General features: G+C 61.6%; 17 protein-coding genes. 9 read left to right on the top strand and 8 right to left on the bottom strand.

What is annotated here, in order from left to right; translation table 11 throughout:
- Nucleotides 1-68: 68 nt before the first annotated feature.
- Genes LK493_RS06995 through LK493_RS06985 form a run of 3 tightly spaced genes read right to left on the bottom strand, consistent with a single transcriptional unit; the run spans nt 69 to nt 2,688 of the window.
- Nucleotides 69-1,364, bottom strand: a complete 1,296-nt coding sequence (locus LK493_RS06995; RefSeq protein WP_227790559.1) for a sensor histidine kinase — start codon at nt 1,362-1,364, stop codon at nt 69-71.
- Nucleotides 1,348-2,127, bottom strand: coding sequence for a response regulator transcription factor (locus LK493_RS06990; RefSeq protein ID WP_227790558.1), 780 nt, complete (start codon nt 2,125-2,127; stop codon nt 1,348-1,350). Before LK493_RS06990 ends, LK493_RS06995 begins: the two co-directional genes overlap by 17 nt.
- An 18-nt stretch (nt 2,128-2,145) precedes the next feature.
- Nucleotides 2,146-2,688: a UBA domain-containing protein gene (locus LK493_RS06985; RefSeq protein WP_227790557.1), complete on the bottom strand. Its 543-nt coding sequence runs from the start codon at nt 2,686-2,688 to the stop codon at nt 2,146-2,148.
- Nucleotides 2,689-3,021: 333 nt separating this feature from the next.
- Here LK493_RS06985 and LK493_RS06980 point away from each other — a divergent pair, with 333 nt between their 5' ends.
- On the top strand, nt 3,022-3,297 hold the full coding sequence (locus LK493_RS06980; protein ID WP_055285561.1) for a hypothetical protein: 276 nt from the start codon (nt 3,022-3,024) through the stop codon (nt 3,295-3,297).
- A 48-nt stretch (nt 3,298-3,345) separates the two neighbouring features.
- Entirely contained in the window at nt 3,346-4,071 is a 726-nt protein-coding gene (locus LK493_RS06975) for a metallophosphoesterase (RefSeq protein ID WP_055285559.1), read from the top strand.
- 15 nt (nt 4,072-4,086) lie between these two features.
- On the opposite strand, the gene gluQRS is transcribed toward LK493_RS06975, so the two are convergent.
- Nucleotides 4,087-5,088: a tRNA glutamyl-Q(34) synthetase GluQRS gene (gene gluQRS / locus LK493_RS06970; protein ID WP_055285558.1), complete on the bottom strand. Its 1,002-nt coding sequence runs from the start codon at nt 5,086-5,088 to the stop codon at nt 4,087-4,089.
- Nucleotides 5,089-5,604: 516 nt separating this feature from the next.
- Here gluQRS and LK493_RS06965 point away from each other — a divergent pair.
- Nucleotides 5,605-7,548 carry a DUF2207 domain-containing protein gene (locus tag LK493_RS06965; RefSeq protein WP_227790555.1) on the top strand — a complete coding sequence of 648 codons (1,944 nt, stop codon included), beginning with the start codon at nt 5,605-5,607 and terminating at the stop codon, nt 7,546-7,548.
- Nucleotides 7,549-7,686: 138 nt separating this feature from the next.
- On the opposite strand, the gene LK493_RS06960 is transcribed toward LK493_RS06965, so the two are convergent.
- Nucleotides 7,687-8,328, bottom strand: coding sequence for a GNAT family N-acetyltransferase (locus LK493_RS06960; RefSeq protein WP_148332653.1), 642 nt, complete (start codon nt 8,326-8,328; stop codon nt 7,687-7,689).
- Between the two features lie 277 nt (nt 8,329-8,605).
- On the opposite strand from LK493_RS06960, the gene purH reads away from it, so the two are divergent.
- The 4 genes from purH (at nt 8,606) to LK493_RS06940 (ending at nt 12,929) form a co-directional block, all read left to right on the top strand.
- A complete protein-coding gene (gene purH, locus LK493_RS06955; protein WP_022093847.1) occupies nt 8,606-10,213 on the top strand; it encodes a bifunctional phosphoribosylaminoimidazolecarboxamide formyltransferase/IMP cyclohydrolase in 1,608 nt (535 codons plus the stop codon).
- Nucleotides 10,214-10,294: 81 nt separating this feature from the next.
- A complete protein-coding gene (locus LK493_RS06950; RefSeq protein WP_195503578.1) occupies nt 10,295-11,026 on the top strand; it encodes a hypothetical protein in 732 nt (243 codons plus the stop codon).
- A 178-nt stretch (nt 11,027-11,204) separates the two neighbouring features.
- A complete protein-coding gene (locus LK493_RS06945) occupies nt 11,205-11,876 on the top strand; it encodes a response regulator transcription factor (protein ID WP_118206245.1) in 672 nt (223 codons plus the stop codon).
- A 9-nt stretch (nt 11,877-11,885) separates the two neighbouring features.
- Nucleotides 11,886-12,929, top strand: a complete 1,044-nt coding sequence (locus tag LK493_RS06940) for a sensor histidine kinase (protein WP_227790554.1) — start codon at nt 11,886-11,888, stop codon at nt 12,927-12,929.
- 296 nt (nt 12,930-13,225) lie between these two features.
- Here the strand turns inward: LK493_RS06940 and LK493_RS06935 are convergent, their stop codons facing one another.
- Complete coding sequence (locus LK493_RS06935) at nt 13,226-13,663, bottom strand: universal stress protein (RefSeq protein WP_055285548.1); 438 nt, start codon at nt 13,661-13,663, stop codon at nt 13,226-13,228.
- A 249-nt stretch (nt 13,664-13,912) separates the two neighbouring features.
- On the opposite strand from LK493_RS06935, the gene LK493_RS06930 reads away from it, so the two are divergent.
- Nucleotides 13,913-14,893: an undecaprenyl-diphosphate phosphatase gene (locus LK493_RS06930; RefSeq protein WP_227790553.1), complete on the top strand. Its 981-nt coding sequence runs from the start codon at nt 13,913-13,915 to the stop codon at nt 14,891-14,893.
- 333 nt (nt 14,894-15,226) lie between these two features.
- The gene (locus tag LK493_RS06925) at nt 15,227-18,127 is read left to right on the top strand and encodes an ATP-dependent helicase (RefSeq protein ID WP_227790552.1); all 2,901 of its coding nucleotides are present in this window, start codon (nt 15,227-15,229) and stop codon (nt 18,125-18,127) included.
- A 539-nt stretch (nt 18,128-18,666) separates the two neighbouring features.
- Here the strand turns inward: LK493_RS06925 and LK493_RS06920 are convergent.
- Both LK493_RS06920 and LK493_RS06915 read right to left on the bottom strand, forming a co-directional pair.
- Nucleotides 18,667-19,605, bottom strand: coding sequence for a type I phosphomannose isomerase catalytic subunit (locus LK493_RS06920; protein WP_227790551.1), 939 nt, complete (start codon nt 19,603-19,605; stop codon nt 18,667-18,669).
- Between the two features lie 68 nt (nt 19,606-19,673).
- A complete protein-coding gene (locus tag LK493_RS06915; protein ID WP_227790550.1) occupies nt 19,674-20,393 on the bottom strand; it encodes a GntR family transcriptional regulator in 720 nt (239 codons plus the stop codon).
- Between the last annotated feature and the right edge of the window lie 287 nt (nt 20,394-20,680).

Here is a 20,680-nt window from a genome sequence, read left to right as displayed (position 1 = left end):
AAATCCAAGGGTTATACCCTAAGAGCAAACCACCCCTTTTAGGGGTGGTTTTGATGCCGAGGGACTTCCTACCGCGGCAGGCGAATCGTAAAGCGGCTGCCGACGCCCTCGACCGAGGTCACGCCGATGACGCCGCCATGGCTATCGACGATCCACTTGGCAATGGCAAGCCCCAGACCCGAGCCCTGCGCGCCGGCATCGCGTGCGTTGTCGGCGCGGTAGAACCGTTCAAACGCGTGAGCTGCGGATTCCTGGTTCATGCCGATGCCCTCGTCCTCAACACTTATGTCGATCGTGCCCGCGCCCGCATCCGGCGTTATGCCAAATGTGACGGTCGTTCCCGCATCCGAGTACTTGGCGGCGTTTTGCACGATCACACGCAGGGCTTGCTTCACGAGCGCCACGTCGACGGGCGCATCGCAGCGCGGGTCGCTGACAAGCGCGGCGTCGTATGCCAGCCGATACGTGTGCGCGGCATCGATCATCTGCGATTCCTCGCATACCTCGCCGACCAGTGCGGCCAGGTTGGTATCCGCACGCCGCAGGACCGTGCGTCCGGCATCGCCGCGCGCCAAAAACAGCAGCTGCTCCACGAGCTCCTGCATGTGCTCGCTTTCGGCCTTGAGCGAGGCGATGGACTCTGCCAGTACGTCCGGGTCGTCTTTGCCCCAGCGGTCGAGCATGTTTACGTAGCCCTGAATCACCGCGATGGGCGTGCGCAGCTCGTGGCTTGCATCGTTGACAAAGCGCATCTGCTGCAGCTTGGCCTCTTGCATCTGGCGCAGCAGGCGGTTGAGTGCGACCTCGATGCTTGCCAGGTCGGCATCGCCGGTGGTGACGCTTGGTGAGTCGACGCTTGCGCGCACGATGGCCTGCTCCAGCGTTTCCATCTTGCCGCCGGAGAGCTGCATGCGGCCGAGCTCGTCCACGCGCAAGGCCAGATCGTTGAGAGGCGCCATGGTGCGGCGTACGCGCCTCGCGCCGCCGAGCATGTTGAGTACGCTGATGACCTGCCAACCCACAACGACAAGGTAGAGAGGCCATAGCGCGACGAGGTCCTGCGCGAGGGGGAAGGTCTTGGTGGTACGCGCAAGCTCGACGGTATAGGTGAGCGTTGTCAGGTCCCAGCCGCGCGCAGGCGCCAGCGACATGCCGTGAACGGCGGCGCCGGGGATCCATCCTGCGGTAAGCGCGCCGTCAGGTAGCGTTTGGTTGTATCCATAGACGAGGATCGCCGCCGCAATCACCATCAGCAGCAGATCGAGCCAGACATAGCTCTTCAGACGGCGCCACATATAGCTCCAGTTGATGGCGCGGGCGATGGAGGTGACGCGCTTGGCCTCGGCGTTACGCGCGGCAGACATAGCCCACCCCGCGCACGGTTTGGATGATGCGGGCGCCGCCGGCGTCCTCGATCTTGGCGCGTAGATGCGCGATGTGCACGTCGACGTTGTTGGTGTCGCCCATGTATTCGTAGCCCAGCGCTTCGTGCGCGATGCGTTCGCGCGTGAGCACGGTCTCGGCATGCGCCATAAGCAGGGCGAGGACATCGAACTCGCGGGCCGTGAGCGCAATGGGCGAGCCGCCGACCGTGACTTCGCGGCGGTCGGGGTCGAGCGCAACCGAGCCCACGGCGAGCGTGGCGGGGGAGAGCGAGGCGGAAACCTGGGTCGAGTCACTGACCGGGGGCATCGCAGTGGCGCCGACACCCGTGCCGCCTGCCGCGCCCGTCCCGATGCCGCCAACGCCCGAAGCAGCCCGCACGGCCTCCGAGCGCTTCAACGCCACGCGGATCCGTGCGAACAGCTCCTCAATCGCAAACGGCTTGGTCAGGTAATCGTCGGCGCCGGCATCGAGCCCGGCCACCTTGTCCATCACGGCATCGCGCGCGGTGACCATAATCACCGGCACATCCTTGTGCTTGCGGACGCGTCGCAGCACCTCCATGCCGCTGAGCTGAGGCAACAGCACATCGAGCAGAATCAGATCGTAGTCGCGCTCCAGCGCCAGGTCCACGGCGGTGCGGCCGTCGGCGGCGTGCTCCACCTGGTAGCCCTCGTGCTCCAGCTCGAGCGTCACAAAGCGGGCGATTTTCTCCTCGTCCTCTACGATCAGGATTCGTGCCATACGTGCCCCCGTCTGCGATTACTTGTCGTCGTTCAGATTTTGCTTGATGTCGTCCGCGGCGTCGGCGGCGTGATTCATAAGGTTGTTGATGCTGCCGGGCACGTCGCCGTCGCTGTCGATGCGGTAGCGCATGCCAAAGAACAGGCCAATCAGCATCAGCCATATCGTGGCGCCCCAGGCAAACAGCGCGACGATGGGGATCAGGATGGGAATGTTGAGGATGATCGCATCGCGGCGCGTGGCGATAAACTTGGTGTCCAAACTCAGGCGGAAGAGCTTTTTGAGGTACTCCCACACGCTGTCCATCTTCTTGGAGAAGTCGGTCTTTTCGCTCGACTTTTCGTAGGCGGCCTGCGCGGCGACCATCTCGGCCGAGGGCTCGTCGACCGGCGCGGACTCGGTGGCGGCGTGCGCCGATGTGGTCTGCGTCTTGCCCTGCGAATCGAGCCAAATGATGGCGTCCAAAACGTTGCCGTCGGCGGCGTCGAGCGCGGCCTTGGCATCGGTGTAGCTCACGTTGCACTTGGTGCGGATGGTTTCAACTTTTTCGAGGTCGTCCATGACCTGTCCTTTCGTTCGATGGGCGCGAGCGTTGCGTTCGGCGGCCTGCGTTGCGCGGCGCCGCCTCGCCCTTGGTCGAACTCTATAGTGCAGGTTATAGATTAAGCGATTCTTGATCCAAGATTAATGTTGGATGAGTTTTTGGGTAGCGGTGGGAAAAGTATTAGACCTCGATAGCGGGGGATGTGGTGTCGGTGCAAAACGGCGTCAAAGGTTGGTCGAGCAGGCGGTTTCTCCATTGATGTCCGCACAGCATGTGACACTTACCCTGCCGCCCCGCTCTGCCGCGGCGGCATGCGTCTGAACAACGACCCTCTAAGGAGTTCGATACCGATGAGTGACAACGCAAAGCATCTCGCAAAGAAGTGCGTTAAGGACGCGGGGCCGTGCCTCGCGCTGTGCGTAGCCGGCGCAGCGGTCGCGCTGCTGGCTGTTCTGGGGCCGTTCGACGTGCTCCGAAGTGCCAGCTTTCTGCATGCTTGCATGGCTCTTGCCGGCGCCATGATGACCGGCGGCGTGCTCGATTTGATCTTTTGGGTGTTTGACCCGTTTGGATGGAAGAGCGAGGGTAGGTCCCAAAGGATGGAAGGGCTGGAACGGTTGACTTAGTGATCGTGCAGAATGTGGGCTAGCGACTTACAGGGAAGTGGTGATCCGATGACGGTCTATGTGACGGGCGATATTCACGGCGGCGTCGACATGCAAAAGCTTCGCGACTGGGATCTTGGGGATGGTTTGACAAGTGACGACTATCTCATCATCGCGGGCGACTTTGGCTTTCCGTGGGATTTCTCTGCCGAGGAATGTGCCGACATCGCCTGGCTGGAGTCGCGCCCCTATACCGTGCTGTTTGTCGACGGCAACCACGAGCGTTTCGATCACTGGTCGGAGCGCCCCATGGAGCTGTGGCACGGCGGCCTGACGCAGCGCCTGTCGGACACCTCGCCCATCCGACGCCTGACGCGCGGTGAGGTTTTTGAACTCGACGGCCCAACGATCTCTACCATGGGCGGCGCCACGAGCGTGGATAAGGAATACCGCATTCCGTATTCCAGCTGGTGGCCGCAGGAGCTGCCGGACGAGCGCAACTTTGAGGAGGCGCGGGCAAAGCTCGACAGCGTGGGTTGGAAGGTCGACTATGCGATCACCCATACCTGCTCCACGCGCATGCTTTCGCCCACGCTTTACCCGGCACCTGGCTGGAATTATCCCGATGTCGATCGACTCACCACGTTTTTCGACGAGCTGGAGGACCACCTGGACTACAAGCGCTGGTACTACGGGCATTTTCATCGTGACGCCAACCCGGCCGAGCGTCACACCGTGCTCTACGACTGCATCGTTCGCTTGGGCGACGAACTCCAGCCCTGGGATGTTGCGTAGAGGCGGGGTGGCTGGCTACTCGACCGTTACAGTGATGTTCTCCCGATGCGCGCGGATGACGTCCCAGCTAAAGTGCTCGACCAGCTGCTCGGCGGTACGCGGCGTGGTGTCCGGCGCGATGCCCGTTTGCCCGGCGAGCCATCCCAACAGTGCCTCGGGTGTGCCAAAGCGGGTGCGGAGCTCGCCCAGGTCCAGATCGCGATCGCGCTTGGAAAGGCGGCGGCCGTCCGGTGACATGAGCAGCGGAATGTGCGCGTAGTGCGGCGTGGGCAGTCCCAGCAGATGTTGCAGATAGATCTGGCGCGGCGTGGAACCAAGCAGGTCGCATCCGCGTACGATCTCGGTGACGCCCATGGCAGCGTCGTCGACCGCCACGGCCAGCTGATAGGCAAACACGCCGTCGCTGCGGCGCACCAAAAAGTCACCGCACTCGGTGGCGAGTGCTTCGCATTGGGCTCCGTACGTGCGGTCCACGAATTCGATCACGTCGCTGGCGAGGTCGTCGACGGTGGGCACGCGCAGGCGCGTGGCCGGAGCACGCAGGGCACTGCGGCGGGTGATTTCATCAGCAGAAAGACCTCTGCAGGCGCCGCGGTAGATGGGCGTGCCGTCGCTGGCGTGCGGTGCGCTCGCGGCGTGGAGTTCGGCACGCGTGCAAAAACAGGGATAGGTGAGGCCGGCGTCTTGCAGCTGGCGCAGGGCGTCCTCGTACAGATCCAGGCGATCGTGCTGGTAGTAGGGGCCTTCGTCCCACTCGAGCCCCAGCCAGGTCAGATCGTCAATCAGTTGAGCGGCAAGTTCCGGGCGCTTGCAGCGATCGTCCAGGTCCTCGATGCGCAGCACGATGCTGCCGCCCTGGCTGCGGGCCGAAAGCCACGAGCACAGGCAGCTGAACACGTTGCCCAGGTGCATGCGGCCCGAGGGCGACGGGGCGAAACGGCCCACGACGGGGGTGGGCACTGCCGTTGCTGGTGCGTCCGCGGCGTGTGTTGCTATGTTGCGTGCGTTGATATCCATGCGGACGAGTATAGCGCGGGGCGCGGTGGGGGAGACGCTGCCGTGGCCTGCAAGTTGCCGAGGCCGCGCGTTGCGCGTGCCGGACCACCGGCTCGACAGCTCGATCGCCGCCCGCCAGCCCAACCCCTCAAACGACAGAAACCCCGGCAGCTCTTCGCAACTGCCGGGGTTTCCGCGGAAAAGGGGGACATGATCCTCGAGCGAACGGCAAAGGGGCAAACCGTTTTCGCTCAACTGCTTTATGCCCCTCAGCTGGCGGCTCAATCAGCGCGTGCCGCGCCCACACAAAGCCGCTACACCTGTGACGGAGCTGTGAAGTGGTATCTATTGCCGGGGCGGGCTATGCCAAGGGTGTCCCTAATGACTAGTCATTTAAGAACGTCCCCAATGACTAGCTGCCGGGGTGCGGGTGTGACTTTCATCCCGTTTGGCGCTCCGGTCGCCTAGATGTTTGTCATGCGTACCCGCAAACGTGGGACAATGGCGTTGCTGGTATCACAGACAAAGGATGTGCCTATGAACGCCCCCGTTGCCAAAACCTGTCGGCAGCGCCGCCTGTTTGCGCGATTCGCTTCCGTCTGCGCGCTCGTTGCGCTTGCGTTGTTGCTGCTGCCTGCCGCCGCGCACGCCGACGGCTACTCCATGACCCAAACCTACATCAGTGCCACGGTTGAGGCCGATGGATCGCTGACCGTTGTCGAGGGACGCCAGTTTGATTTCGACGACGACATCAACGGCGTGTTTTGGGAGATCAATACGGGCACCAACCAGCAGGGCGGCACGGCGGGCGTTGACGTGCTGAGTGTCGAGGAAGAGGACACCGCGTTTAACAAAGTCGATAGCGCGAACAAGGGCGATTCTGGCGTCTACACGGTCGAGCAGACCGGTGACGGCGTAAGGATTAAGGTGTTCAGCCCCCACGAGAGCGGCGACAGCGCGATCTATTACGTGAGCTACACCATGACCGGTGCGGTCATGAACTGGGCCGATACCGCCGAGCTCTACTGGAAGTTTGTGGGCGACGGCTGGTCCGCGGACTCCGATGACGTTGAGATGGAAGTGTACTTCGCAAATGCCGCTGCCGGGACGGCGGCCGTCAAGGGCGATAACTTCCGCGCATGGGGCCACGGCCCGCTGACGGGCGATGTATCGCTCGATGCGGACGAATCCATGGTCACCTATAGCATTCCCTGCGTGCATCAGGGCGAATTCGCCGAGGCACGCATCGCCTTCCCTAGCGACTGGGTGCCGCAGCTTGCCGCCTCGGGCGAAGAGCGCATGTCAACGATCCTGAGCGAAGAGAAGGAATGGGCCGACGAAGCTAACGCCCGCCGCGCTCACGCTCGCATGATTGCCAATGCACTTGCCGTGCTAAGTGTTGTTGCGGCGGTGGCCTTTACCGGCACAATCGTTATGCTCAAGCTGCGCAAGCGCAAGCCCAAGCCGTTTTTCCAGGACGAATATTTCCGCGATGTGCCTTCGGCCGACCATCCCGCCGTGCTTTCGGCCCTCATGAGCTGGAATGAGGTGCCCGATCAGGCATATATCGCCACGCTCATGAAGCTCACTGACGACCGTGTGATCAAGCTGGAGCAGGCGACCGTGACCAAGGCCAAGAAGGGTCTGTTGGGGCGTGAAAAAGAAGAGCAGACGTATCGCGTGACGGTGAGTGATGCGGGCTGGAAGTCGGCCAAGGGCATTGACCACATGGTGCTCAAGGTCTTCTTTGCCGGTGCTAAGCCTGACGAGAACGGCGATCGCTCGCGCACGTTCGACGAGCTGCAGCACTACGTCAAGCAGCACGCTACGCCCGTGGGCGACAAGCTCGAGGACTATCAGAACACCGTTAAGGGCAAGCTGGCCGATAGCGAGTACGTTGCCTCGGACGGCATTGTTGCAATGGTGTTTTGCCTGGTTCTTGGTATCCTGATTGCCTTTGTTCCCGTGGGATCCATCTTCTTTACCGATGGCGCGCAGGCGAACATTACCGCCGCGGTTATCTCGGTGCCGATTGTGCTGGTGGGTATCGGCGTGGGCCTTACGTTCCGCCGCTTTACGCCGGAGGGCGCCGAGGTGGCGGCTCGCTGCAAGGCACTTAAGCATTGGCTCGAGGACTTCACTCGTCTAAAGGAAGCCGTCCCCGGCGATCTGGTGCTGTGGAACAAGCTGCTGGTGATGGGCGTGGCGCTGGGTGTTTCCAAGGAAGTGCTGCGTCAGCTTGCCGAGGCCGTGCCGCCCGAGGTGCGCGAGGCCGACGGCTTCTATGACAATTATCCCTGCTACTGGTGGTACTACCATCATTACGGTATCGAGTCTCCGCTCGATTCGTTCGATGACGTGTATCACGAGAGCATCCGTGAGCTGGCGTCGAGTTCCGATAGCTCGAACGGCGGCGGTGGTGGCGGCTTCTCGGGCGGCGGCGGAGGCGGCGTCGGCGGAGGCGGCGGCGGAACGTTCTAGCGAGTTCTGATTTTTGGGATGGATCTTCTCCGGCGACTGCCGACGGATCCATCCCATTTTTATGCGCTACCTACGAAGACTGTCCCCAACGACTAGTCACTGGGAACGTTCCTAAATGACTAGGTATGGCTGCCGGGTTTAGGCTGTTAGGTCGAGTTCGTAGAGGAAGCTTTCGCGCGGCATGTCGTGACGGCGCTCTTCGCGGTTGGCGCGGTGCGTGGCCGTGCGCTTAAAGCCGTGCAGCTCGTAGAACTTCCACGAGCAGTTGGAGTCGGTGTACAGGTGCGCCCTCGTCGCTCCAAGCGAGGACAGGTGCGAGACCGCGGCATCGAGCAGAACCGTGCCAACGCCCAGGCCATGGACATCGCGATCCACGGCAAGCAGCGTGACCTCGTTGTCGTGCGGCAACGGGCTGCTCTCGAGCAGGCGGTTGTTGGTTCGGATGGTTGCGCGCACAAACGAGAGATACTCGGCGCAGGCATCAGGCTCCAGCTCACGCATCTGCGATAGCAGCGCGCGTTCGGTATCCATCCAATGCTCGTTGATAGTGACGCCGGAGTTCTGTCCTGCTCGTGCAAGTGCAATGCCGCGCGCCTCGCCGTCAATCACCGCTACCTGCGAAAACGTCGATGACGAAAGGCAATAGGCGAGGTCGCATGCGGCTTCAAGGCGGTTGTATTCATCGTTATCCGAATTGTTATGCCAAAGTTGCTGCAGAATCAGCGCGATGGCGTCGAAGTCTTCGGTATCAAACGGTCGGTAAAGAACCCGCGAGACCATAGTGCCTCTTTCTTTTGCGGATGCATATCGAGCACAGTTCTACCACGCCATTGGCATCAAATTATGGTGCCCCTGTGTTCCATGAACTCACCGTGCCCGGTGCTGTGCCCATCCCCTCCGCGTGCAAACTTTTTCTGCACATGCGCCCGTTGCGGGGTGCATCGATGCGCTCGATGCGCTACATTGAATCAGTATTTTCATTGCCGCTGCGCGAGCGCTGCAGATCGACGTATCACCGACTCACAGAGCACGGCGGCGTACCAGACAGGAGGACTGCATGGGATCTGATGTGAAGATCGCACGCGCGTTGATCTCGGTTACCGATAAAACGGGTGTCGTCGATTTCGCACGGACGCTGGTCGATGACTTTGGCGTCGAGATCATCTCTACGGGCGGCACGGCTCGTGCCATCGAGGACGCGGGCGTTCCCGTAACCCCCATCGAGGAGTTCACGGGCTATCCCGAGATGATGGACGGCCGCGTTAAGACCCTGCACCCCAAGGTTCACGGCGCGCTGCTGGCCCGCCGCGATTCCGAGCAGCACATGCAGGAGGCCGCTCAGCACGGCATTAAGCTGATCGACCTGGTCGTCGTCAACCTGTACGAGTTCGAGAAGACCGTTGCCAACCCCGAGGTCACCTTCGCGGACGCCATCGAGCACATCGACATCGGCGGTCCCTCCATGCTGCGCTCTGCTGCCAAGAACGCCACGAGCGTTACCGTCATTTCCGACCCGGCCGACTATGATGCCGTCCTGGCCGAGATGCACGAGACCGGTGGCTGCACCACGCTTTCCACCCGTCGTCGCCTGCAGGTGAAGGTCTACCAGACCACCGCCGCCTACGACACGGCTATCTCCCGTTGGCTTGCCGCCCAGGCAAGCGACGTGGCGGACACCTCTGCCAAGCTCGAGATCTCGCTGGAGAAGGTCGACGACCTGCGCTATGGCGAGAATCCTCAGCAGAAGGCTACGGTCTACCGCTTTGCCGAGGGCTGCGAGAACACCGCGAGCTCGCAGTTCCCGCTCGTGGGCTCCGAGCAGATCCAGGGCAAGCCGCTCAGCTACAACAACTATCTGGATGCCGACGCCGCTTGGAACCTGGTCCGCGAGTTCGATGAGCCTGCCTGCGTGATCCTCAAGCACCAGAACCCTTGCGGTTCCGCCGTTGCCGAGGACATCACGGCTGCCTACGACCGCGCTTTTGCCTGCGATCCCAAGAGTGCCTTTGGCGGCATCATCGCCTGCAACCGCGAGGTTCCCTATGAGCTGGTCGAGCACTTTGCCGATCAGAACAAGCAGTTCGTCGAGGTCATCATCGCCCCGAGCTACACTGCCGAGGCGCTCGAGCGCATGGCCAAGCGCCCCAACCTGCGCGTGCTGGCCACCGGCGGCGTGGACCACGGCGCCCAGGTGGAGCTGCGCTCCATCGACGGCGGCATGCTGGTGCAGGAAGTCGACCACGTGACCGAGGATCCCGCGACCTTTACGTTCCCCACCGACCGCAAGCCCACCGACGCCGAGATGGCCGAGCTCGAGTTTGCCTGGAAGGTCTGCAAGGGCGTTAAGTCCAACGCCATCTTGGTTTCCAAGGGCAAGGCCGGCATTGGCATGGGCCCGGGTCAGCCTAACCGCGTTGACTCTGCGCTGCTTGCCTGCGAGCGTGCCGAGGACTTCTGCGAGCGCGAGGGCGTGGAGAAGGGCGGCTTTGCCTGTGCAAGCGACGCGTTCTTCCCGTTCCGCGACAATGTTGACGTGCTCGCCGCGCACGGTGTGACCTGCATCATCCAGCCCGGTGGCTCCAAGCGCGACGATGAGAGCATCCAGGCCTGCAATGAGCACAATATTGCTATGGTGTTTACGGGCGCTCGCCACTTCCGCCACTAAGTTCCGCCTTGGGACAAAATAATCTCCGCAAAAGACGGCTGCTCCGTTTGGAGGGCCGTCTTTTTGGTATAAGAGGACGGAATGACTAACACGAAAGGTATGACCATGCCCCAGATTGATGATGCCGAGCTGTTTGGCAATGCCGAGGATCAGCGTGCGTACGAGGACTTTTGCGCCAATCAGGAGGCGGTCGAGAAGTTTACGCTCGACAAGCCCGCGCTTGTCTGCCGTTGGCGCATGTCCAACAAAAAGGTACCCATGCTCAACCGCCACATTCGCGCACTGTCCGAGCGCTTGGTGCAGGGCGAGCCGCTTACCCATAACATGCTCAGCTGGGCCAAGCAGCACGTTGAGTGGTCGCTTGCCGAGGGCGATTACACCGCACGCGACGGCGTGCTCATGCTGGTGATCGACGTCAACGGCAACGCCGCCATGACGGTGGGGGAGTACGAGCCGCTAACCGATACGTCGGCCAAGGCGCTACGTGCCCGCTCCGCCGAGGCCCGCTCCGAGGCCGACGAAACCGGCGTGGCGCCCGAGCTGCTCGCCGCCGTCGATAACGGCGAGCTTGCCTTTGTGGCGCCAGCGGACGAGTGCCTGTGCGGCACGGCGACGCTCATCGAGCAGCTGGCCCAGACCAAGGGCATCCCGGTCACGCGCGTAGACATCCCCGCTCAGCTCAAGGGCGCGCTGTTCCTGGTGAGCGACGAGCACGGCGTGGTCCCTGCCGACGATACCGATGCCGCCGCGACGGACGCCGCGACGGTCGCCTTCTTCGCCGAAGGCTACGAAAAGCTCCGCGCCCGTCGCTAAATGATTGTTCTGAGACGGGGATTAAAAAATCATTTTGGTCCCCGCCATCGCTGCGAGTGCGAGGCGGACAAAACGCCCCCGCTCGCGAACAGTTCTGTCACCTTGGCGACGTGCGTGGCACGTACCTGCGGCTCCGCGGTCATAATGGGGCAAGACAACCAAGAGGGGAGCGGAATCCATGGCGCTGATCTATATCGTTGAGGACGACGAACCCATTCGTCGCGAGCTTGCCGACATCCTTGCCCGTGCCGGTTTTGAGGTCGAGGCCTGCGAATCGTTCGAGCATGTTTCGCGCGATATTCTCGCCGCCGCGCCCGACTTGGTGCTGCTCGACCTGACGCTTCCCGTCAAGGACGGCCAGCATATCTGCCATGAGGTTCGCCGCGAATCCGAGGTTCCCATCATCGTCCTCACGTCGCGTACGACCGAGATCGACGAGGTCATGGCCATGACGCTCGGCGCGGACGACTTTGTTCCCAAGCCCTACAGCGCCCGTGTGCTCGTGGCGCGCATCAACGCACTACTGCGTCGCACCGCGACGGCGGGCGAGCGCAGCACGCTCGTCCACAAGGGACTGGAGCTCGACCTCGCACGCTCCATGGTCACCAACACACAAACGGGCACCAGCACCGAGCTCACCAAAAACGAGCTGCGTATTCTCTCGCTGCTTCTGAGCCGTGCGGGCAAGATCGTCTCGCGCTCGGCCATCATGCAGGACCTGTGGGACTCCGACGCCTTCGTGGACGACAATACGCTCACCGTCAACATCAACCGCCTGCGCACCACGCTCGAAAAAATCGGCATCAAGGGGTATTTGACGACGCACCGCGGCCAAGGCTATTCGGTCTAGGGGCCGGCTATGTCGTTTGCCAAGTTCTTTAAAGACGCGCTGCTTCCCGTTGCCGTGTGGACGTGCGGCGTGCTGCTGAGCTGCTTTGTGCTGACGGTCGCCGGTGCACCCGTTTCTATCGTGGTCGTGGCGGTTGGCGTGTCCTTTATCTTTGGTATGCTCGGCATCGTGATCGAGTACGCTCGCCGTCGCCGTTTTCTGCGTCAGTTGGAGCGCGCGGCAGAGGAGCTCGAGAGTCCCGCATGGGTGCAGGAGATGGTGCAATGCCCGACCTATGCCGAGGGCGAGCTCGAATACGAGGTCTTGCGCCGGCTGGGCAAAGCCGCCTGCGACGAGGTTGCCGAAGGCAGGCGTCAGACCGATGACTATCGCGACTATATCGAGAGCTGGGTCCACGAGGCCAAGCTGCCCCTGGCGGCGGCTCACCTGATTTTGGAAAACCTGGACAGCAGCGAAGACGACCTGTCGCGCGTGGACGACCTGGCACGCGAACTTGCCCGCGTGGAGCGCTATATCGACCAGGCGCTGTACTACGCGCGCTCGGAAGTCGTGGAGCGCGACTACCTGATTCGCCGCTGGGATCTCAAGACCTTGGTGACGGGCGCGATTAAAGCCAACGCGCGCGAGCTCATTGCGGCGCATGTGGCCCCGGTGTGCGAGAACCTCGACTTCGAGGTCTTTACCGACGAGAAGTGGCTCGAGTTTATTCTGGGCCAGCTCATTCAGAACAGCATTAAATATGCGCGTGAGGACGGCGCAAAGATCGTGTTTTCGGGTGCGTTGCTGGACGAGGGTCTGGCAAGCGAGCGCATCGAGCTTACCGTCGCGGACAACGGCTGCGGCGTGTGTGCGGCAGACCTGCCGCGCGTGTTCGAGAAGGGCTTTACCGGCGACAACGGCCGCACCACCAAGCGCGCAACGGGCATCGGTCTCTATCTGGTGGCGCGCCTGTGCTCCAAGATGGGCATCGACGTCACCGCGGCATCGGAGCCGGGCGAAGGCTTCGTCGTAACATTCGCCTTCTCAACCAACAAGTTCCAATATTTCGAGTAGTCGGGCCGTCTTGCGGTGCGGACGGCAATGTTCCCGAACGTGAACATAGCTAAGGCAATTGGCGCTATGTTCCCGAACGTGAACACAACTATGGGGGCTCAAATGAATCCCCCATAACAAAAACGTGTCGCCCCAAACGGGGCGGCACGCCATTTTTCCATCAGACAACTCGTTGAAGCAAGGCTGCGAAGGCCGCGGGGCCGGGAGGGGTTTCCTAAGGGCACATCCCGCAGCCGCAACGCGGCGAGGACGTGCCCGTGGAAACCCCGCAGGCCCCGCGGCCGGTGGGAGCAACGCTACTTCACGACCAAGATGTCGCAGTCCGTATTGCGCAGCAGGAATGTCGAAATCGAGCCCAGTAGCGCGTACTTAATTGAGGACAGGCCGCGGGCGCCGCAGAGCACCAGATCGGGCTTGACCACGTCGAGCATCTCATCCTTGAGCGTCTCACGAATGCGGCCGGTGCGAATCATGACCTCGACCTCGGGAATGTCGGGATTGGCCTTGGCCTCCTCGAGCTGCTTGGCGATGGAGTTGTTAAAGGCCTCCTCCAAGCCGTTGACCAGGTCGACCGGATAGGAACCGGCGCTCTCGAGCGCGGTGGAGTCGATAACGTGGCCGATGATCAGCTTAGCGCCGTTGTTCGCGGCGACCTTGATGGCGCGTGCGAGCACAAAATCCTGCTGCTCAGTACCGTCGAGTGAAACAAATACCTTGGTATAGCCCTCGTTCATGGTTTCCTCCTTGGTCTATCGCACGGGCGCGGGGCTCGTGCGTCGGGCGGGCGCGGGCGCGTTGGCCGCCAGACACTTTACCTTGTTGCAGTTATACCCAAGGATTTCGGTTTGACCGCTCGCAATTCTGTGAACGGGCGAGTTTTTTGGTAAGAGCAGGCGCGGTCGCACCGCCAACGGTTGATAATGGGACCTCGCCCGCATCGTCCGCAGAACATCTACCGGCGGGTGTCTAATGAGGGGGTCCCTTTGGATATCATCGAGCTTCTAAAATCTGCCTTCATGGGCCTGGTCGAGGGCATCACCGAATGGCTGCCTGTTTCGTCGACGGGTCACATGATCTTGGTGGACGAGTTCGTCAAGATGAACGTGAGCGAGACGTTCTGGAATATGTTCTTGGTCGTGATTCAGCTTGGCGCCATTTTGGCCGTCTGCGTCCTGTTCTTCTACGACCTTAACCCGTTTTCTCCCAGCAAGGGCAAGGAGGGCCGTCGCGACACCTGGGTGCTGTGGGGCAAGATTGTGCTCGGCTGCATTCCCGCCGCGGCGATCGGTCTGCCGCTCAACGACTGGATGGAGGAGCATTTCTACAATGCTCCCGTCGTGGCGTTGGCGCTCATTGTGTACGGCGTGCTGTTTATCGTGATTGAGAACTGGCGCGCGAACAAGCGCGACCGGGCCGCTCTTGCCGGTTCGTTTGGTTCTCGTGCTGTGGCGCCGGGTGGACGCCCCGCCGGTGCGCACTTTGCGGCGCCCGCCGCGGCTACCGCTGAGGATGAGGGCGATGACGATAGCCTGGACTTTGGCTCCATCGCCACGCTCGAGGACCTGAGCTGGAAGACTGCGCTGGGTATCGGCTGCTTCCAGGTGCTTTCGCTGGTGCCTGGTACGTCTCGTTCCGGTTCTACCATCATCGGTGGCCTGCTTTTGGGCTGCACGCGTTCGGTGGCGTCCAAGTTTACGTTCTTCCTGGCCATCCCTGTCATGTTTGGCGCGAGTGCGCTCAAGCTGGTCAAGTACTTCATCAAGGGCGGCACGTTCGGCGCCAACGAGGTCGCTATCTTGGGCGTGGGCTGCGTTGTGGCCTTTGTGGTTTCGCTCATCGCCATCAAGTGGCTCATGGGCTTCGTCCGCCGTCACGACTTTAAGTGCTTCGGTGTTTACCGCATCATCCTGGGCATCGTGGTGCTCGCGTACTTCTTTGTCCTGGAGCCGATGCTCGGCCTGTAACTTGGTTGACGCTGAGCGGCGGCCAGAGCGACAACTTGTCATTCAAAGGGGGCGGCATGACCAAAAGGTCTATGCCGCCCTCTTTTCATGCCAATTTGTTCGCCTTGGCCGCCGCTCGCTGCTGCTGCCATGACATCGGCGGTTCCGTGATTGTCAATAGATTGGTGCAAAGCAACCTGACCCCCTTGCACCAAATCCGCTGGGGCGGGCCTGACAGTGGCGCACGGAGTCGTGGTGTGATTTGCGTCGGTGTCCGCGCGGCTCGGTATACTGGTACGGCTCAAACTATGGCGCTGCCCGCAGGCGCGCCGTCCGTCAGATGAGGAGTCGCCCATGACCCAGCCCCTGCCCTGGGAAAAGAACGCCGCGGTACCCGTGCCGCCCGCGCCGGAACCCGTGCCGCTCGATGCATACACCGCCCCTGCAGCGCCGGAGCCCGAGCTCGTCCCGCTCGACATCTACGACGCTCCCGCGCCGGCGCCCAAGCCCGCCAAGCCGCTCGTCGACATTGACAGCCTTAATCCCGCCCAGCGCGAGGCGGTCCTGTCCACCGAGGGTCCGTTGCTGGTGCTCGCCGGCGCCGGCTCGGGCAAGACCCGCGTCTTGACCTTCCGCATCGCACATATGCTCGGCGACCTGGGTGTTAAGCCTTGGCAGGTTCTTGCCATCACGTTTACCAACAAGGCCGCGGCCGAGATGCGCGAGCGTCTGGCGGCGCTCATTCCCAGCGGCACCCGCGGCATGTGGGTGTGCACCTTCCATGCCATGTGCGTGCGCATGCTGCGTGAGGACGCCGACTTGCTGGGCTATACCGGTCAGTTCACCATCTACGATGATGACGACTCAAAGCGCATGGTGCGCGACATTATGCAGGCGCTCGGCATCGAGCAAAAGCAGTTTCCCATCAACATGATCCGCAGCAAGATCAGCTCGGCCAAAAACGCCATGATCGGGCCCGAGGACATGCTCAAATCCGCCGACAGCCCCAACGACAAAAAGGCCGCACAGGTCTACCTGGAGCTGGAGCGCCGCCTGCGCGCCGCCAACGCGATGGACTTCGACGACCTGCTCGTGCGCACGCTCGAGCTGCTGCGCACCCGCCCCGAGGTGCTCGACAAGTACCAGGAGCGCTTCCGCTACATTAGCGTCGACGAGTATCAGGACACCAACCACGTCCAGTACGAGATCGCTAACCTATTGGCCGCCAAGTACCAAAATCTCATGGTCGTAGGCGACGATGACCAGTCCATTTATAGCTGGCGCGGCGCCGACATCACCAACATCCTGGACTTTGAGAAGGACTTTAAAAACTGCAAGACCGTCAAGCTGGAGCAGAACTACCGCTCCACGGGCCATATCCTGAGCGCCGCCAACGCCGTGGTGCGTCACAACTCGCAGCGCAAGGACAAGCGCCTGTTTACGGCCGAGGGCGATGGTGAGAAGATCCAGGCCTTCCAGGCAAGCGATGAGCGCGACGAGGGCCGCTGGATTGCCGGCGAGATCGAAAAGCTGCACGCCAAGGGCACGAGTTACGACGACATCGCCGTGTTCTACCGCACCAACGCCCAGTCGCGTATTCTCGAAGATATGTTTCTGCGCGCGGGCGTGCCCTACAAGATCGTGGGCGGCACGCGATTCTTCGACCGCGCCGAGATCCGCGACGTCATGGCTTACCTCAAGATGATCGTGAACCCGGCCGACGAGATGAGCGTCAAGCGCGTCATCAACACGCCGCGCCGCGGTATCGGCTCCACCTCGATTCAAAAGATTGAGCAGCTGGCACGCGACAACCGTTGCTCGTTCTTCCAGGCCTGCGAGATCGCGTGCGCCGAGACCGGCATGTTTAGCGCCAAGGTCCGCAACGGCCTGTCGAGCTTTGTGTCGCTGGTGCGCGAAGGTCGCCGCATGGACGGCGAGCTCAAGGACGTTGTCGAGATGATCGTCGATAAAACGGGCCTTCTGCAGGCCTTCCGCGCCGAGGGAACCATGGAGTCCGAGAGCCGCGCCGAGAACATTCAGGAATTCTTGGGCGTTGCTGCCGAATTTGAAGAGACGCACGAGGATATCGAGGGTACGCTCGAGAGCTTGGAAGAGCTGCGCGCGGCTGGCGTTGCCGATGTACCGGCCGGCGCCGAGTCCGAGCCCGTCGTGGTGAGCGCGCCTGCGCCTGAACCGGGGCCGTCTGCCCCGGCATCCTCGTTTGAGGCGCTCGTTGGCGCGCGTGATGCCGCGGGTTCCAATCCGCTCGATAGCCTGGCGGCCCCGGCGCTTTCTCCGCAGGATGCCCTGGCCGCCGCCATCGCGGGCAACGCGTATGCCGCGCCGACGGAGTTGCCGGCGGGCGCCGTGCATGCCGACGAGATCGAGCGCACCTACGGTCCGCTCACCTGCAAGGCGCTGCCGGCACTCATGGAGTGGCTGGCCCTGCGCTCCGACTTGGATTCCCTGGCCGGAGAGACGCATGCCATCACCATGATGACCATCCACTCCGCCAAGGGCCTGGAGTTCCCCGCGGTGTTCGTGGCCGGCATGGAGGAGGGCATCTTCCCGCACGTGCACGACTTTGGCGGCAGCGATGACCCGGGCAAGCTCGAGGAGGAGCGTCGCCTGGCCTACGTTGCCATCACGCGTGCCCGTAAGCGACTGTTCTTGACCTATGCGGCCACACGTCGCACCTACGGTTCGACTTCTGCCAACCCGCGCTCGCGCTTCCTCAACGAGATTCCGTTTGAGGATATCGAGTTTAGCGGTATCGGCTCTGCCGGTTTTGAGGGCACGGGCTGGGAGAAGCGCGGCGACCGTCACGGCACCTTTGGCTCGGGCATGGGCTCGGATATGTATGGCGGCAAGGTGTTTGGCTCGCATACGCGCTCGACCGGCGGTTCCGGTTCGCGCGGCGGATCGAGCTTCGACGATTTCTTTGGCGGCAGCAGCTATGGGACCGAGCGCCATCGTGGGGTCTCGCCCGACGCCGGCCGTGTTGCCTCGACCTTTGGCTCGGGCGCGCCGCGAGCCAAAAAGCCGTCGTCCAAGGTGTCGCCGACGGTGGAGCGCAAGGTCGATCGCGCCAGCGCGTCGCAGGACTTTGCCGCGGGCGATACCGTGAGCCACAAGACCTTTGGCACGGGTACCGTGATCTCGGTCGCCGGAGACATGATCGAGGTCCAGTTCGAAAAGACCGGCCAGACTAAAAAGCTCATGAAGGGCTTTGCGCCTATAGTGAAACTGACCTAGGCGGCTTTCCCAGGCACGGCACCTCGGCCTTCAATCGTCGGGCATGACCTCAAGGTCTATGCCCTCCTCTTTCAGGCCGATCTGCCGCACCTGGAAAACCCGTACATCCGGCTAGGCGGGCGCGCCGGGGGCTTTGGTCGCCTGCTCGGGCAGTCCTGCGCAAGACGGAGGCCACATTAAGTGGCCTCCTCTGCGTGCGGAACTCGCGATCGATGTGGCCCCATACGCCCGCCCAGGTCCTTAGATAACGTTGCTTGCGAACGTCGCTCTGCTCGTTCGCTTTTTGATCTGGAGAGCCGGGTGGGCTGATATATAGATATGAGCAGGGGCTCCTCCGTTGATGAACGGGGGGAGCCCCTTGTTTCGTTTTGATTGTCGTTACTAGCCAGAGGCTCGCCGGGGCGGGGCGCGGGGTTTGGTCGATCGCGAGTTCCGCACGAGCCGGAGAGCACTTAATGTGCTCTCCGTGCGAGCAGGACTGTCCGAGCAGGCGACCAAACCCCGCGCCCCGCCCCGGCGAGCCCCTGGGGACCGGTGACCTAGAGGTGGCTGATAATCAGTTCCATCTTGCCTTCGAGGTCGATGGAGCTGACGGTGCTCGGTGCCAGCAGGTGGCTGCCCTTGTGGACGGGGTCGCCGCAGATGGTGCCTTCGCCGTCGATGACCGACAGACACATGAAGGGCCAGCGCTGGTCGAGGGTCTTGCTGCCGTTGACGCGCACGCGATCGACGGTGTAGCAGGGGCAAGACTCGAGCTCGGTCACGCCATCCACCTCGGGTGCGGTCACCGTGCCGTCGGTCGGAGCCTGAGCATCAAAGTTTATGCAGTCGAGGCTCTGCTCAATGTGCAGGGGACGCAGTTTGCCGTCGGTGCCGGGGCGGTCGTAATCGTACAGGCGATACGTCACGTCGCACGACTGCTGCGTTTCCAAAATGAGCGTGCCGGCCTTGATGGCGTGAACGGTACCGGAATCAATCTGGAAAAAGTCGCCCTTGTGGATCGGTACTACGTTGAGCATGTCGTCCCAGCGGCCGTCCTTGATCATCTGTGCGGCCTCGGTGCGGTCTTTAGCGCGCTGGCCGACGATGATCGTGGCACCGGGTTCGCAATCCAGCACGTACCAGCACTCGGTTTTACCCAGGCTGCCGTTCTCGTGCTTGGCGGCGTACTCGTCGTTGGGATGAATCTGGATCGAAAGGTCGTCCTTGGCGTCCAGAATCTTAATGAGCAGCGGGAACTCCTTGCCCTCGCAATTGCCAAAAAGCTCACGGTGCTCGGCCCACAGCCACGACAGCGTGTGGCCGGCGTACGGTCCCTCAGCAATCTGACAGTCGCCGTTGGGATGGGCCGAGATAGCCCAGAACTCACCGATGGGACCTTCGGGAATGTCGTAACCAAATACGGTTTCGAGCTGGCGGCCACCCCAGATCTTCTTGCGGAAGAACGGCGTCAGTTTAATCAAATCGGACATATTCATACCTCCATTGTGTTGCGCGGGCGCCGCGCAAAGCAGCGCAAAACGAGCGCCCGCATGACTACAAAAACCTACGCCAACGTTACATTGTGCAACTCAAAGCGGTCGCCGACGTTGCGCGAGGTCGAATACTCAAAGGCGGCGCCGCTGTCCAAAAAGCCAATCTGGGTGAGCTCGAGCAGGGGAGAGCCAGGTTTGGTGTCCAGACGCTCGGCTTCTTCCTCGGTTGCTGCCACGGCGCGAATGGTACGGTGGAAGCTCGAAATCTTCAGCCCACATTGCTCGCGGATGAAGCGGTAGAGCGATTCGTACAGGTCCTTCTTTTTAAGGCCCGGAATCAGCTCGAGGGGCATGTAGGTGTACTCGATAACGATGGGCTTCTCGTCGGCCTGACGCACGCGCACGATGTGATAGGCGAAGTCATCCTCGGCAATTCCCAGCTGGGCTGCGATGTCCGCTGGTGGATTAACGATCGAGAAATCGTAGACCACCGAGGTCACCTTCTCCCCGCGGTGCTCATACGAAAAACCCTGGGCACGGTCGTTTTTGCCCTGGAAAAACGCCTGGCCGGGAAGTCCCGCCGTGTCCTTAACGTAGATACCCGATCCGCGCCGGCTGGTAATAAGGCCTTCCTCGGTGATTTGTTCAATAGCTCGTTTGACGGTGATTTTGGAAACGCTATAGAGCTCGCAGAACTCAACGACGGTGGGAAGCTTGTCGCCCGGTTTAAGAGCGCCATCCTCGATGCTTCGGCGAATATCTGCAGCTATCGCCTCGTATTTGGGAATCAAGGAACCTCCTTTCCAACTTGATTGAGAATAAAAGAAAGTATAGTCAACGCCTAAGCATCTCTATTGAGTTATTGAAAAGTTCGAGAACGATAAAATCAAAAGACGCCCCGCTTGTAAAATCAGAGCGTTTTAAATGATAAACATCTGAGTAGTGTCGTGTTGAGGAATGATCGGTCCGAGGACGGGACCGAACCGATATAACGGCCAGCGAACCGAATCTCGTACTCTGCGTTTTCCCAGATAAAACCTACCAAAACAAACCTGTCCCTTTTTGGTAGGTTTTTGCC

The sequence above is a fragment of the Collinsella aerofaciens genome (genome assembly GCF_020709435.1).
GTDB classification, from domain to species: Bacteria; Actinomycetota; Coriobacteriia; order Coriobacteriales; family Coriobacteriaceae; genus Collinsella; species Collinsella aerofaciens_AU.
This window is presented reverse-complemented; position numbering and strand designations above follow the sequence as displayed.